This is a genomic window from Rhodopirellula sp. UBA1907, from assembly GCF_002337565.1.
GTDB lineage: Bacteria > Planctomycetota > Planctomycetia > Pirellulales > Pirellulaceae > Rhodopirellula > Rhodopirellula europaea.
In genome coordinates this window covers 1-14,372 of record NZ_DDGH01000011.1, presented here as the reverse complement: position 1 = coordinate 14,372, position 14,372 = coordinate 1, and the positions used below count along the sequence as shown (strand labels likewise).

Sequence of the window (14,372 nt, the reverse complement as noted above, 5' to 3'; positions counted from 1 at the left end):
CACGCGGTCTCAATGCCGTGGCAGAATGGGCGAATCATTTCTGGCACGGACATTTCTTCATCGATGGGAGAACGCACGAATGGTTGCGCAATCGGAGATTGCTTGGGTACCAGGGGAACGTGATTACAAACTTGGACTTCGCTCCGGCAAACTCGTTTGCCAAAATCCAAAAGGCAAAACACTTGCGTCCTTGCCAAAGTGGTTGAAAGAGTCCGACGCTGCTGAGTCTTTAAAAGCGCTCGCAGAATGGTTGGACGAGCATCGCAGCGAATGCATTCACACCGTTGAACGCTGGATGCTGCGGTCTTTGCCGATCCCTCGCGATGTGTTGCAAGAAGTTTGGGCCGACGCCATTTGGCGGGAGAGCCTTGAAAACCTCGTGGTGGCACCGGTCGACACCAAAGGGCAACCCAACTTTGAAAACACTGGTTTGCTTCGTGACGTTGAATCGAAACGCGGCTTTGGGGTGATCGATTTGGATGGCGAGACCCAGTGGCACAAGTCTGCCGGCGTGATGGTTCCCCATCCCATTCTGATAGCAGACTTGGCCGATCTTCGCGAACTCGCCAGTGACTTGGCAATCTCCCAAACCGTTGATCAGCTCTACCGAAGCGTCAATCACCCGACGCAGGCACAGGAGAGCTTGAAATCGATCAGCGACTACGCCGGCGGAGTCTTTGAGCAATTGAACTTTGCATTGTCTCACTGCCGGCGACTGGGGTATCCCGTTCGTGGTGGCTATGCGACGTGCCGGGTATGGGAAAATGAAACCATGACGGAAGCCCGCTACTTCGTTGGGGATGAATATCCAGAATCCGAAACCTACACGGGTCAGTTGGTGTTCGTCGACGAAGGCGAAAAAGCAGTCAAAATCGGTGACTTGGGAGCCGTCACGTTCAGCGAAGGTGTTCGAATGGCGGCGGCAATCTACGCGAAACGAAAAGTGGAAGATTCACCGGAGGAATCAGCATGAGCCCAGCGAAAAAGAAGTCCGGTCAATCCACCAAGGCGGCCAAGAAGACCTCGCCCAAACAGACAGCGACGAAGCCCAAAGCAGTCAAGAAAGCAACAAAAATAAAGGCCGCCCCGGCGACAGCTGCCACCAAATCCAAGCCTGTGAAGAAGGCAACGAAAAAGAAGCCAGCTGCCAAAAGATCGCCGGCGCAAATCCGGACCGACGCTCAATTGGCAGCGGGCGGAATGGTTCATGTCAACTCGAAGGTCGATGCCAATGCCACCGAAAAAGTCGTGGCGAGACGGTACACCGGTGCGGCACTGGGCGACCAGGTTGTGGTGCGACTGAGTGCGGATCGCCTGGGACCGGCAGAAGACCTTGCGATGGAATACTTGGGGCTGCAACCCGATGGTGAAAGCAAGCCGATTGCGTTGCGAAGTCGTCAAGCCATGGGCTTTGCAAGCTGGGCATTGCTGACTCATCCGGAGAGTGCCAAGGATGCTTTGGCTCTGGTCAAACGCATCAAAGCTGCGGCGCGGAAAGCCAAATCGAAGCCAGGACACGCGATGGATTCCTTCGTCGAAATGGCTGGCGAACTGAATCGTTCGGTCCGTCATTTCTTGCCCCCGTTTTGGGAAGAGGCCGCTCGGATTTACAAAGACCTTGGCAACACCACCTACGCGGGCCGCGCAATCGGCAAGGCGTTGGAAGCCGAGCGGGTCCATGCCTTGGACGTGGATCCGCATCGACGCCGAGATGCCGTGTTGGAGTTCACGCTCAGCGGTTGTCTTTCAGGCAAAGCCTTGTCCGAATACACGCGTGACCTTGCCAATCAGTTCGCTCCCGAGGAAGCCTTCGAGACATTGATGGACCTGATGGTTCGCCGGACGATGGGCGGAATGCCACCGATGGCAACCGCAGCAAAAGACCTGGCAAAATTTGCCAAGTCAGCAGGGAAAGATGCGGATGAGGAAGTCGACTCCTTTCTAGAGAACGTGATCTCGTCCCCCGCGATGTCGCGGGCTTCCATGCAATTTTGGAAATCGGTGAAGAAGAACGTTGCGCGTCTGGTTGCTGCAGATGATGCGTTCGGTGTTTGGTTGCTGGCGCATACCGACCCGCAAGCTTCCTACCAAGGCGACAGTCCCGTGTGGGAATGGTTGAATTTGCTGGACGAATGGAAGGTGCTTCCTCTGCTCGGAAAGCCCGCGTCCGAGTTGCCCGCCGACGTCGAGATCCCAGGTGGACGAGCGGGTTGGATCGGACGACTTGCATCTGTTGAGACATCTCCCCAACCACGACTGTTTGATTTGATCTCACTCACCGCGGATGTAATTCGAGACGAAGCCGAACCGATTCCACTCATTGGCAGAGGTTACTACGGCGGGGTCCTCGACGCGGATGCATTGGAACTGATGCTGGAACTCAAGTTGCCCATTGGTCAAGTTCTTGACCACCGGCCGATTAGTTTTGAGGGATGGTTGCGAGCGGAAGTCGATCACGAACGCCGCAACTCACAACTGAAACATCTGATCGCGGATGAACGATTTGGGCCCAAGGTCTACTCGGCGTTTCCTGAACTCGTGACGTTCACCGGCAGCGTTCGAGAGCGACGCTCCTATGGTCGGACGCTCGCGGACCAACGCAGTTTCGAACAAGCGGCGGCGAACCACGAAGCCGTGCGAGAACTTTGGTGGCGGTTCCTCGACAACCATTTGCAAAAACTCGAGCAGGGTGGCTTGTATGATGCAGAGGTCAGCCTGAACACGTTGGTCAGGTGCGCCGGGGCCACAACGGGCCAACAGTTTCCCGAACTCGAAAAGCGGCTCAAAAAGATTGACATGGTCGCAGTTCTGCAACGAACGCTGGCCGCCGGCGTACTGGATGAATTTGGTTGGCCAGCATTGGATGCGTTCGGGGACGAACAAGCACTCCCTAAGAACTCGCGACGTCAAGTCGTCGTCGACACAAGCTTTCCTTTCGTCACGCTGCTCGTCAATGGCAAGGTCGAATCGATTGGCCCCTCAGGACAACAGACGCTTGGTGAACTTCAACTCGGCAAGGATCAATACGTTCAATTAATCATTCCCGTCGGCAATGACGCGGTCATCGGATTGCAGGACAACAGCGCCGGCTATGAACACCAAATCGCCTGGTTAAGTGAAGGCGGAAAGGGAAAGAAGACAGACCAATATTTCTATGGCTTCGATATCGAGAAGCTACTTCCGCACGACGGCGGGGTGTTTTACGGCAGCCGAGTCCTGATGCCCGGGGATCAGTCGCTTCCTTCATCGGAACACTGGTTTTCCGACGGCGAGCGATTTTGGACCCTGAAGAATCGGTATCACGTGTGGAATGAATTCGACACCTCCAATGATGCGGCAAGCAAGCCAACTGCAAGCCTACAAGAGATCGATCCGGTCACTGGCAAGCCGCTTCGCGATAGCATTCCACCCTGGTTCGAAGACCAGTCCTCACATGGAGGCATGGTGAACTGGCAGATGTCACACTGGATGCCCGCTCCTCCCGGAATCACGCAATCGCCTCTTGGAGTGGCGGATGGAATGCTTGGCTTCTGTGTCGTTCAACGACGCGATCAACGCTACGAAAGCCGCGGCATGGATGGGCGAGAGATCGTCCTGAACAGCCCACCGATGCAAGACGGTGGCATGACATTCGCGACGGCGATCATTGATAAGCCAGCGACCGACTCACTATGGTATGTCTCCAATCGGGAAGAATTGATCGATGCAGACAGCGGGATGAAGATTGCCAACCTTTCAGGCAACGTCACGCGGTATTGCGAGGGCCAACCGATGAAACTGCCCACGCTGTTCTATCACTTCTATCAGGTTCGTTGCGTCGGAAGCTCTGCAAAGCTTCGCAAGATCAGCTTGAAACAAGCCAAGCAGCTTTTCGAAGCGGGTGCCATCGAACACGAAGCCTTGAAGACCAAGGCGGACCCGACAAACCCTGATCCCAATCGCGAAGCCGGCGCCGTAGCCGTTCAGAAATTTCTTTCGAAAGCGCCACCACGCTTGGTGAAGGGGATCGCTCGGATCTCACGGATTGCGGCGGTTGAAAAAGTTTCGCTCGACAAGCTCATCAGCAAAGTCGATGGCACGGCCGATGAAGCCAAGCGAGTCAAGAAATCAGCCAACACCCAAACTGCAGCCGAATGGCTGAATGATCCAGCCGTCAAGAACGGGCTGACGGAGTTGCAAATCCCGCTGGATTCCATTCAGGTGCCAACAAGCTCCTATGGCGCGCATCGAAACACTTTGTCTCCCGAGCAACTGATCGCCGCGACGAAATTCTTCACGGGAGGTGAAGTGGAACGGCAGCCACGCGGAAATGGCGTTTACTTCGGCCTGATTGACGACGCCGCCTCCGCTGCCTGGAAAGCGTTCTGGGACAACGCGCATCGGGGCGCCGATGACGGTGTACCACCCAAGCAACGAATCGCCGGTCCTTATCAAAACGCTCTGCAATTTGTCTCGGACTGCGGAATCTTGGATCTTCCCGGAAAGATGGTCGTCCATGTCGCCGAGGCTCCGGATGAGGCGGTCGCCAAGAGACTCGCCAAAGCGGGCAAAGGGGTGAACGACGATCGCGCCGTTGCGTACGTCGAAGGCAAAACCCGGCACTTGGCCTACAAAGTCGATAGCTACTTGGCCAACAAAGTCGTGGTGCTTTCCTACAGCGAATCGGGTGAACCCAAACCGCCAAAGTCCTATGCGATCATCGATTCTGCGCCGCTGCGAAAACGATGGAGCGGGAAATCGATTAGACACTTTCTCGAAGCCGTTGCGAAGGTCGACACGTTACCCCTCGTTTCAACCGAAAAGCTGGCAGACGCTGCCCAGAAATTGGGAGTCTCGCCCATTGAAGTCGCGTTGGGATGGATGGCCAATTTCCGAACCGTCCACTACGGCCAAGAAAAACTGACCAAAGAACTGCGAGCCCACTACGGGTGGAAGGTCAACGAAATCAAGACCGCGGTGACGGCCGCCGATGCCGATCCAGTCCCCCTATCCGTTCTCGCGAATGGATGTCGCCGCGATTGCGTGGGGGCTCTCGGTAAAAACATTGACCGCTGCTTTGATTTCATGGTGGAAGCTTGGAAAGAAACCCAAAAGGCGAGCGTCCAATTGCCAACGAAAGTGATCGGTCAACTGCAAAGCTTGCGAGGCGGATACTTTCGATTTGACATGAAGTTGTTCAGCGAACTACTGGCCGATCCATCGAATTCTCCGGTCTTGATGACCCGTGACCTTGAGTTTGGATATAGCAAACAACGTCACCGAGAAGTTCTGGAGGGATCCCTGCATCCGCCTTTGACGTTTTCGTTGAGCGAAGTGCTACCGATCTTGCCCGCTGCCATCCGTTTCTTGAACTACAGCCTCCCTCACGGCGATCCAGCACGAACAAAGATCCCCGGCCTGATCGATGCGGTTCGAGACTACCTGCTCAACCCCAAAACAACCTTGCCGATGGGGTGCAGCAGAACAGAACCCTACAGTGCGGATCAAGAAACCGATGTGGAAGGAACCATCGAAACGTTTTCAACCATGATTGCCAAATGCCAACCGGCAGCGGATGGATTCCAAACATTTGATAGCGGGCTGGTCGTGGGTGCCGTCATGCCACCAGCAGTGGATTTATGGTTCCGCCCCGCTCAATTGCAAAACGAATCGGATGCAGGAGCCTTGCATGTGGCGGCGGCGTTAACGTTCGATTGGGAAACCGATGGCACCCAACAACTGCACTTTGCCGAGTTCACACGCCTCATGCGAAGTGAGGAAATGACGTGCATCGCTGACCACAACCGGCAAACCACCCTGACCGTTGGAGCGTGGGAGCAAGATCCTCGAGTCTCCTCTCCCGAAACAGTCAAGATCGCAGCAAAGAAATGCAAATTGAGCGAAGATGCGGCGACGTTGTACTTGCAGCTCCTGGCTCTTCCCGATTGCACCGCCGCCAACATCAAGTCCTGGAATGATTGGACCACGGCAAGATTCAAGAAGGCGGCAGAGCAATTGGTCGACGGTCAGCACCTCGTCTCCGCGAAGCGCAGCCGGGCCGGTCGCGACGTGTTCCTACCAGGCGGATGGGAATCATTGAAGCTACCCAACTTGCCGATCGAAACTTGGAAGCTACCGCTCTTTGGTTACACCAATTCCGATCGACTGCGAGGCGGCTATGCCAGCCTGATTGTCTGCCCGCGAACACTGCCTGATCAATACGCAAAAGCCTGGCAGCGGATCGAGGAGGGTGACACGCCCAAGTACGAAGAAGAGATGCCGGGCTAAAGACCAAGCAAACGAAATCCATTGCATCCGCAGTTTTGAAATTCACACACCGAAATGGAATCCAGTGGCAAAGAAAAAGTCGAGAATAACAACAGCAGCTCGGTCGGCGTCCGATCGTTCAGCGTCCGATCGCCGTATTCAATTGCCTCCCGCCGAAATTCGATATGCAGAAGAACTCCTAGCGCTTCGCGAATCTGACAACCTGTCGCGTCCTGAGGGTTGGTCGCTATCTCCTCAAGCGGTCGTGGATTTCATCTGCGGCAGCGACGGGGTCAAGGTCGGCAAAACCAAGTCGACGTCGTGTGTGATTAGCGAAAAATTTGTAGGCTCGAGAGACATTGTGCAGCGATGCGTTGTCACACTCGCTGGCGAACGTGGATTGATGATGGTTGGTGAACCCGGCACCGCCAAGTCAATGCTGGGTGAATTGCTCGCCGTGGCGATCAGTGGCACCGGATCCTTGGCCGTCCAGGGAACCGCCGGCACCACGGAAGATCAAATCAAATACGGTTGGAACTATGCGATGTTGCTCGATCGCGGTCCTGTTCACGACGCTCTCGTTCCTTCACCGGTCATGACCGGCATGCGTGATGGCAAAGTCGTTCGCTTTGAAGAGATCACGCGATGTCTGCCAGAAGTTCAAGACGCATTGATTTCCATTCTGAGCGAACGTCGAATGATGATCCCGGAGATGGACCAAGCCGGTGACGAGAACGCAAACAGTGTTTTCGCTCGGCCTGGCTTTTCCATCATTGCGACCGCCAACTTGCGTGACCGAGGCGTATCGGAAATGTCAGCCGCATTGAAGCGGCGATTCAACTTTGAAACCATTGCCCCGATTGCAGATGAAGTCCGAGAGCGTGAACTCGTTTCCACTCGCGCGGCAGCGTTGTTAGCGGAAACCGGTGCGAAGGCAACGGTGGATCAATCGCTCGTCGAATTGCTGGTCACCGTTTTTCGCGATTTGCGGAACGGGCGCAGCGATGAGGGCTGGCAAATATCGCGACCGAGCACCGTCATGAGCACGGCCGAAGCGGTGGCGGTCGCGACCGCGATCACCCGAGAAAGCGTCTTCTTCCCAAGTGGATTTGACCCTGTTTCTCGCATGCCGGGACACTTGCTCGGAGTGGTGATGAAGGACGAGGCAAAAGACCGCGAACGCTTGCTCGCCTACTGGGACGGTCCCGTCCGCCGCCGTGCGGAAGATGGGTCTCCACTCTGGAAACGGTTGGTTGAATTGCGTGGCGTGTTGGAAGAGGAATAGGAGTCACGCTCATGCAACCGCTCCTTCACTCACGAACACCTTGGCTGATCGGCGTCCGACACCATTCGGCAGCGCTCGCGCGTGCAATGCCTGCCATCTTGGATGACTTTGCACCGGAATGTTTGCTGGTCGAGTTGCCTGCCGATCTGCAGGACTGGATCGAGCACCTCGCCGACCCGCAAACAACTGCCCCTGTCGCAATCTCGGCCATGCATCCGGAGCACGGCCTGTTTTTCTATCCCCTGGCGGACTTCTCGCCGGAATGGGTGGCAATCCGCTGGGCAAAGCAACATGGAATTCCCGTCATCGCCTGTGATCTGTCGGTCGCTGCAAAGTCTCAGAGCGCCGACTCAGATTCCGAAGAGCCGACGGATGATGCGCCCGGCCCGGTGGAGAATCACGGGCAACACGACGTTGCTACAACCGGGCTCGATGAACTGCTGCGTCGCAGTGGTGAGACAGACACCGGAGGCCTGTGGCAACGCTTGGTTGAATCACCAGGCTTCGGTTCGGATCACGAATCGATCCGCCGTGCCGGTCTGATGTTCGGATGGGCTGTTCGTGAGAGTGCACCGGTCATCTCGCATCGTGACTTGCTACGAGAAGCCGCGATGCGAACCGCGATTCGCAAGGCTCCCTCCCATTCCGCTGCTGTCGTGGGTGCATTCCATGCCGCGGCACTGTTGCCGTCGGTGATCGAGTCTTCCGAAGCACATGATCTTCGATTGTTGGATGGAGTTTTGGTTGAATCGAGCCCATCGGTCGGTGTATCGCTGGTGCCCTACTCCTTCGAACAACTGGATGAACGCAGCGGCTATCCTGCGGGCGTTCGCGATCCAGTCTGGCATCAGCGGATGTTGGAATCAAAGACGGTTGAACAGGCAGATGAAGCGTCTGCAGAATTGATCACCGCCATTTGCCGGCAACTGCGAAGACAAGGACACGTGGCTGGCATGCCCGATGCATGCGAGTCGCTACGAATGATGCGCGACTTGGCGAGACTTCGAGGATTGCCGGTTGCAGGACGAGGCGAAATGGTCGAAGCAATCCAAAGCTGCTTGGTCCAAGGTGACTTGATGGGGCGTGGTCGTGCGGTCGCAAGCGCTGCCGGCGAAATTCTGATCGGTCGTCGAACAGGTCGCGTGACTCCGCTTGCTCCCAGGTGTGGGCTCGCCGTCGACATCGACAACCAACTCACCGCATTGAAGCTGCCGGGGCGAGAATCGTTCAGCCAAGACCCGCCCCCGAACTCCACACGCCCATCCAATCGTTTCAATCGCGGATCGCGTTCCCAACGAGACAGCGAAACCAAAGAGTTCAAATTGGATGTGCTGCGCAGCCCCCGTGATCGAGCACGTGCCGTGGTGCTGCGTCGCTTCAATGCCGCAGGAATTCCCTACGCGGTCCGCGTCGACGAGGTCCAACAAGGACACCGCGAAAACTTGGTGGAGCGATGGCAGATCGGATGGCAACAGGGCACCTCCGCGACCATCGAATCAGTCTCACGATATGGCGTGACTTTGCAACAAGTGGTCGAGGGAATGGTGCGAGCCGTTGGAAAGACGCCTGGCCATTCCGAATCCGAGGCGGATGCCTTGCCCGCCAACATTTTGCAACGTTTGCAGATCGCGACCCAGTGCGGATTGGTCACACTGACTCGCCAGGCCTTGCAGCAGGTCAGCGATTCATTCCGGCAAGCCGCGGGCCTGTCTCAGCTTGTTGAAGCGGTCACGGTCATCACACAGATTCATGCCGGTCAGGTGCCAGGCCTTCCGTCGGAGGAAAACGCCTCCTATCCACCATGGGTCCAACCCTTTGCTTTGCCGAATGCGGAAACGCGAATCAACGAGCTACTGCAAACGTGCCTGCAACGCCTCTCTGGCATTGGTGGCTCCAGCGACCCCGCCGATGTGACCGCAATTGTCGACCTTCTGGATTGGCTGACAGGCGATTTACAAGCTGTCACTCTCAGCGGAGATCAAACCAACACATCGGATTCCTGCCGAGTCCAGGTCGTACACTGGTGCCAACGAACCAAACGGACGGGCAGTGATCGCATGCACGGAGCCGCCGCGGCCGCGCTGTCTCGATTGGACACGTCCGCCGATGACTTCACTGCAACCGCCTCTGGCAATCAATGGATCGCGTTGACGAGAGGTTGGCTGGATGCGGCCGGCAACCGCGAAGGACGCCAACGATTGCAATTCGCACTCGCCGGCGCGACTCAAGTCTTGCTGCCGCAGATGCAGAGCGATGCGTTTTGGCTCAGTGGGATTCGGGCTGGTATCACCGGAATGAATGACGACCTCTTCTTATCACGGTTGCCAGCTTTGCGTGGCGCGTTCGCGGAGTTTTCACCGGCCGATCGGCGGCGTTTGCTGCAAGTCTGTTTGTCAGAACTGGACGAACGCGGATCAAACCTCGACAGCAGCGGGACCACGTTGTCCCACATTTTGCAGGGCGATTCCGCCGCAATCACCGACGAATTGGTGCGACTACGAGAAGCCGATTTGGCAGGTCAACGAGCAATCGATGACGCCTACCCAGAATGTCGTGATTGGTGGCAGCCAGTCCAGATGGACAACGCAGTGGCAACGGAGGTGACGACCTCCTCGGTCAGTTCCAAGACATCGGATGGTTCACGTTCCCTCGTAAAAGACTCAAACGACGAATTGAGTTTGGCTGATCGATGGAGGCTGATCTTTGGATTGCCGCCTGAATCCAGAACACCGCTGGCAATGCGATGTGCCTCGTCACTCGATCAGCTTTACGGGCGGGGACACGGCGAGGGTTCGCGTGGCGGTTTGGCCAACGCTCCGTCCGGAATGGGCGGCGGCACCGAGGCTCCAGACCCCACAACCGCCCAGTGGGCGGAAGACCTGGAAGCTCTGTTTGGCAGCGATTTGTGCCAAGAAGTCCTGGGGACCGCCGCTGGCAACGGACGCTCGACCGCGATCGAGTTGCTCGACCCCGACGCCGTCACCCCATCCCTTGAGCTCTTGCAACAAGTCCTCTCTTTGGCGGGCGCGATGCCCGAGTCCAAGGTCGCGACGCTAAGACGCTTGGCGCGACGTTTAACCGAGCAATTGGCTTCCGAATTGGCCGTGCGACTGCAACCTGCGATGAACGGCCTGTCATCACCACGACCGACTCGGCGGCGAGCCCGAAAGCTCAATTTGTCTCGCACCATTCGCGACAACCTTGCCAACTGCCATCGCCGATCCGATGGACGAGCAACCATTGTCGCCGAAAAGCTGATGTTTCACTCGCCATCCAAACGACAGATGGATTGGCACGTGACATTTGTCGTGGACGTCTCCGCCTCCATGTCAGCGTCCGTCATCTACAGTGCGTTGGTGGCGGCCGTGTTCGATGCTCTGCCCGCACTTTCGGTTCGTTTTTTGGCCTTCAGTACCGAAGTGCTCGACTTCAGCGAGCAGGTCGCCGATCCCTTGTCACTGTTGTTGGAAGTCCAAGTCGGCGGAGGCACGGACATCGGCCTGGGACTTCGAGCGGCACGCGCGGGTGTGACCGTCCCATCCCGAAGCATCGTGATTCTTGTTTCCGATTTCGAAGAAGGTGTGTCCGTCGGCCGAATGATCGCCGAAGTTCGCGAACTCGTCGACGCAGGAGTCAAGTGTCTGGGCTTGGCATCGCTCGACGACTCCGGTGTGGCACGATTTCATCAAGGGTACGCGGCGATGATGGCGGGCGCGGGCATGCCGGTCGCCGCTGTCAGTCCTGAAAAGCTGGCCCGCTGGGTCGGCGATCAAATTCGCGGTACCCAGCACGCAGGCAACCTCTCCTCCGGACTGGGAGGAATCGAGTGAATCCCCAACTTCCTTCGATCAAGGCAGAACTGCTTACGGAGATAATCGAAGCCGCCCCTGGCCGGGTGCGTAAACGTTTGGATCGTGACCCTGCTGCGGCCGCCAATTGGCAATGGGAACAAACCAATGGTAAGTGGACGATTTCTGCGGGTGATGAAACGGTTCAATTGCGTGCCGACGACCGTCAAACCGTGGTGGACAGCGAAATGGTGTCTTGCTCATGCCTGCTGTCACCCAGATGCTTCCATCTTCTCGCCGTCGTGACCTCATTGACAATCGCCAGCGAAGCAGAGCAGGCCCCCGAAAGCAAAAGTCAACCTCCCGCGACTAGCCAAACGGAGCCCGATCAGAACGATGTCGAGATCACCGACGCCATGCGAGGTGCTGTCCAACAGAGTTTACAGGCGATCGATAGCCTGCTGGTGAGCGGCGCACGGGCCAGCGGTTTGATCATCCAATCCGCATTGCTTCGCGCCGCCCATCAATGCCGCGCCGAAGGATTGGTGAATTTGTCCGCCAGCCTGATTCGCATCGCTGAAGGCATCCAGCGACTGCGAGCGGCTGACGAACATGCCGATTGCGATCAACTACGCAGAGACACGATCACCGCCATCGAAGCCGCTCACCGCTTGAACCGGATCGCCTCAGCCCCAAAGTCTCAGCTGGGATACGCTCGCAGCCCCTTCTCACCGAATTCCTTGAAGCGATTGACCGGAGTGATCGCCGAACCGATTTTGACGTTGAGTGGTTACGCAGGCGTGGTCACACACTTGATCGGTGATGATGGAGACATCTACCAACTGGTCGATACTCGTCCAGGAAACGCCGACCTAATCAATCAAGCCTATCGTGGTGGAATTGATTTGGGTGAGACAACGGCATCGGCACAAGTCATCAGCCGTTCGCGAATCGACGTTCAAAATTTAACCAGCTCACCAGATGGTCGGCTTGGCAAGGGCGGCAAAACCCGTTGGGCAATTCAGCCTGCAAAAAAAGGTCATGCTGAAGATTTCTCGACGTCGCATAGCAATTGGAAGAAAGACATCCGCGAGCAAATCTCACGGGTGTTCGATGAAACAAGTTCACCTGAGGAACCCCTGCGTCGTGACACCAATCTGGTCTGCCTCCAAGGCACCATCGTCGCCGCTAAAGGAGCGGGTGTTTTGTTCCAACCTGCAAATTGCGAGGCCACGCTGACGCTCGGAATCGCCATGGACCATGCGGCGGTAAAGTACCGACAAAACCTACAAATGCTAGCGAGGTGCCCCGGCTTGTTGATCGAGGTGTTCGCGCGTCTGCGGTTGGACCAAGCGGGATGGATTGATGCCCTGAGCTTCCGTGCGTTGTCCAATGAAGTGACCTTGCCGGATCATTGGATGGGCCGCTGTCATCTTGGACTCGACGAACTGCATCGACACCATTTTCAAAACACTCAGCGGTATGTTGAAGACATCGACCATCAACTGAAACAGCCATCGCGGGATGAACCCGACGTTTTCATTCGCGACGCCCCTGAGATTCGAAGTTCAGGGAGCGACCTGTTTCCGGGTTTGGAAAAACGTTGTGCAGCCGTCGTGATCGGCGGTCGCAGTTCCGTCGGATCAGTCAGTTCTCGCACACATCGACAAGCCCATGCACGCTTGGTCGCCCGCGGCCAACGCACAGCGGCCGAGATGATAAATCAATTGGCGATGGCATGCGCTGAATCCCCCGCCGCAACTCGCCGTGGCAATGTGAATCACGCGTCCGAACAACACCGTCGGCCAATCACGCTCGCCGTGATCGACCGATACTGCCGCGAATTCAGAAGCCACTACGAACGCAAGAAATGGCTGCACTGGCTGGAGTCGAGAAACAACGACCACTGAAGCAGATGCCGGAACGTCTTCAATCGTTCTTTGATTGGGTCGAAGCAGGGGGGCAGAAGTCTTTTGGCATTTGATCTGTTTTGGCAAACGCCACTACTCCCACGGACAACCGGGGCTAACGCCAAAACGGCTCCTATGGTTGTGCTCGATCCTTCCTGCCGTCCTGCCTGGATGACAATTGATGGGATGGGATTCTTGTCCTGGATCGTTTGGGACGGAGTGTCAGCTAAATGCAGGTGATGCATGGCGGTGATTGGGGTCGCTACAATGGGTGGCTGCTTGGTAGTGCAAATGCGTTGACGTAATTCGTCAATTGGCTCTTCCTCCTTCCACCGTCTTGCTTTGCTTGCTTGTATTGCGAGACGCACCGCTACGACGCTCGTTTCTCCGGAGCAATCAACATTCATGCCCAACGCCAGTCCCGAAGGTAGCATCGCGCTACTGATTGATGCTGACAACGCACCGTCCTCCAAGATCGACTTCATCATTTCCGAACTTGCCACCTACGGCGTCGTCAACATTCGAAAGGCGTATGGGAACTGGACCAAACGAGGCCTGGAGGGTTGGATCAACGTACTGCATGAGTACGCGATTGCACCGACTCAATGTTTCGATCTGATCAAGGGAAAAAACGCAACCGACATGGCGTTGCTGATCGATGCGATGGACATTCTCTACACGCGACAGGTCAACACGTTTGGTTTGGTCTCATCAGATTGCGACTTCACTCCGCTAGTCTGCCGCTTGCGGGAAGATGGCAAACAAGTCATCGGATTTGGACGCCAGAATTCGCCGGCCCCATTCGTCCTCGCCTGCAGCCATTTCATCTACTTGGATGAAGAACACAATGACAAGACGCCGCCGAAGAGAAGGCGAGAAAGTTCGGTGTCGTCGCTGCAACAGAACACCAAGCTCATGAACACACTCCGAACCGCGGTGAAGGAAGCCGCTGATGACGATGGCTGGGCGGCGCTCGGACCAGTCGGAGCCCATATCTCGAACCAAGGACCTTTCAGTCATCGCACCTACGGCTTCCCAAAGCTCAGCGATATGTTCGAGGCGATCGATCTTTTCGAACTCCAAAAGGACCGCCAAGCCGGACCAGGCTCCGTTCGCGTCCGATTGAAAAAATAGTCGACGCCA

The 14,372-nt window shown here is 56.5% G+C and carries 6 protein-coding genes; all 6 read left to right on the top strand.

Annotated features, from left to right (window positions below; all coding sequences use genetic code 11):
• The first annotated feature begins 79 nt into the window (after positions 1-79).
• The 6 genes from B2R17_RS03035 to B2R17_RS03010 all read left to right on the top strand — a co-directional run bounded on the left by B2R17_RS03035 (position 80) and on the right by B2R17_RS03010 (position 14,363).
• Positions 80-973 (top strand): DUF4132 domain-containing protein, encoded by an 894-nt coding sequence (locus B2R17_RS03035; protein WP_286762795.1) that lies wholly within the window; start codon positions 80-82, stop codon positions 971-973.
• Entirely contained in the window at positions 970-6,267 is a 5,298-nt protein-coding gene (locus tag B2R17_RS03030; RefSeq protein WP_286762794.1) for a DNA-binding protein, read from the top strand. The genes B2R17_RS03035 and B2R17_RS03030 overlap by 4 nt, the downstream gene beginning before the upstream one ends.
• Before the next feature lie 64 nt (positions 6,268-6,331).
• Positions 6,332-7,531, top strand: coding sequence for an AAA family ATPase (locus tag B2R17_RS03025; protein WP_286762793.1), 1,200 nt, complete (start codon positions 6,332-6,334; stop codon positions 7,529-7,531).
• Positions 7,532-7,542: 11 nt separating this feature from the next.
• Positions 7,543-11,361 (top strand): DUF5682 family protein, encoded by a 3,819-nt coding sequence (locus B2R17_RS03020; RefSeq protein WP_286762792.1) that lies wholly within the window; start codon positions 7,543-7,545, stop codon positions 11,359-11,361.
• On the top strand, positions 11,358-13,229 hold the full coding sequence (locus B2R17_RS03015; RefSeq protein WP_286762791.1) for a hypothetical protein: 1,872 nt from the start codon (positions 11,358-11,360) through the stop codon (positions 13,227-13,229). The genes B2R17_RS03020 and B2R17_RS03015 overlap by 4 nt, the downstream gene beginning before the upstream one ends.
• 405 nt (positions 13,230-13,634) lie before the next feature.
• Positions 13,635-14,363, top strand: a complete 729-nt coding sequence (locus B2R17_RS03010) for an NYN domain-containing protein (RefSeq protein WP_286762790.1) — start codon at positions 13,635-13,637, stop codon at positions 14,361-14,363.
• Positions 14,364-14,372 lie beyond the last annotated feature (9 nt).

Bases quoted from the DNA above. Each gene is read 5' to 3' on its own strand.
- B2R17_RS03035 (WP_286762795.1), top strand. From the start codon at position 80: ATGGTTGCGCAATCGGAGATTGCTTGGGTACCAGGGGAACGTGATTAC.
- B2R17_RS03010 (WP_286762790.1), top strand. From the start codon at position 13,635: ATGCCCAACGCCAGTCCCGAAGGTAGCATCGCGCTACTGATTGATGCT.
- B2R17_RS03020 (WP_286762792.1), top strand. From the start codon at position 7,543: ATGCAACCGCTCCTTCACTCACGAACACCTTGGCTGATCGGCGTCCGA.
- B2R17_RS03030 (WP_286762794.1), top strand. From the start codon at position 970: ATGAGCCCAGCGAAAAAGAAGTCCGGTCAATCCACCAAGGCGGCCAAG.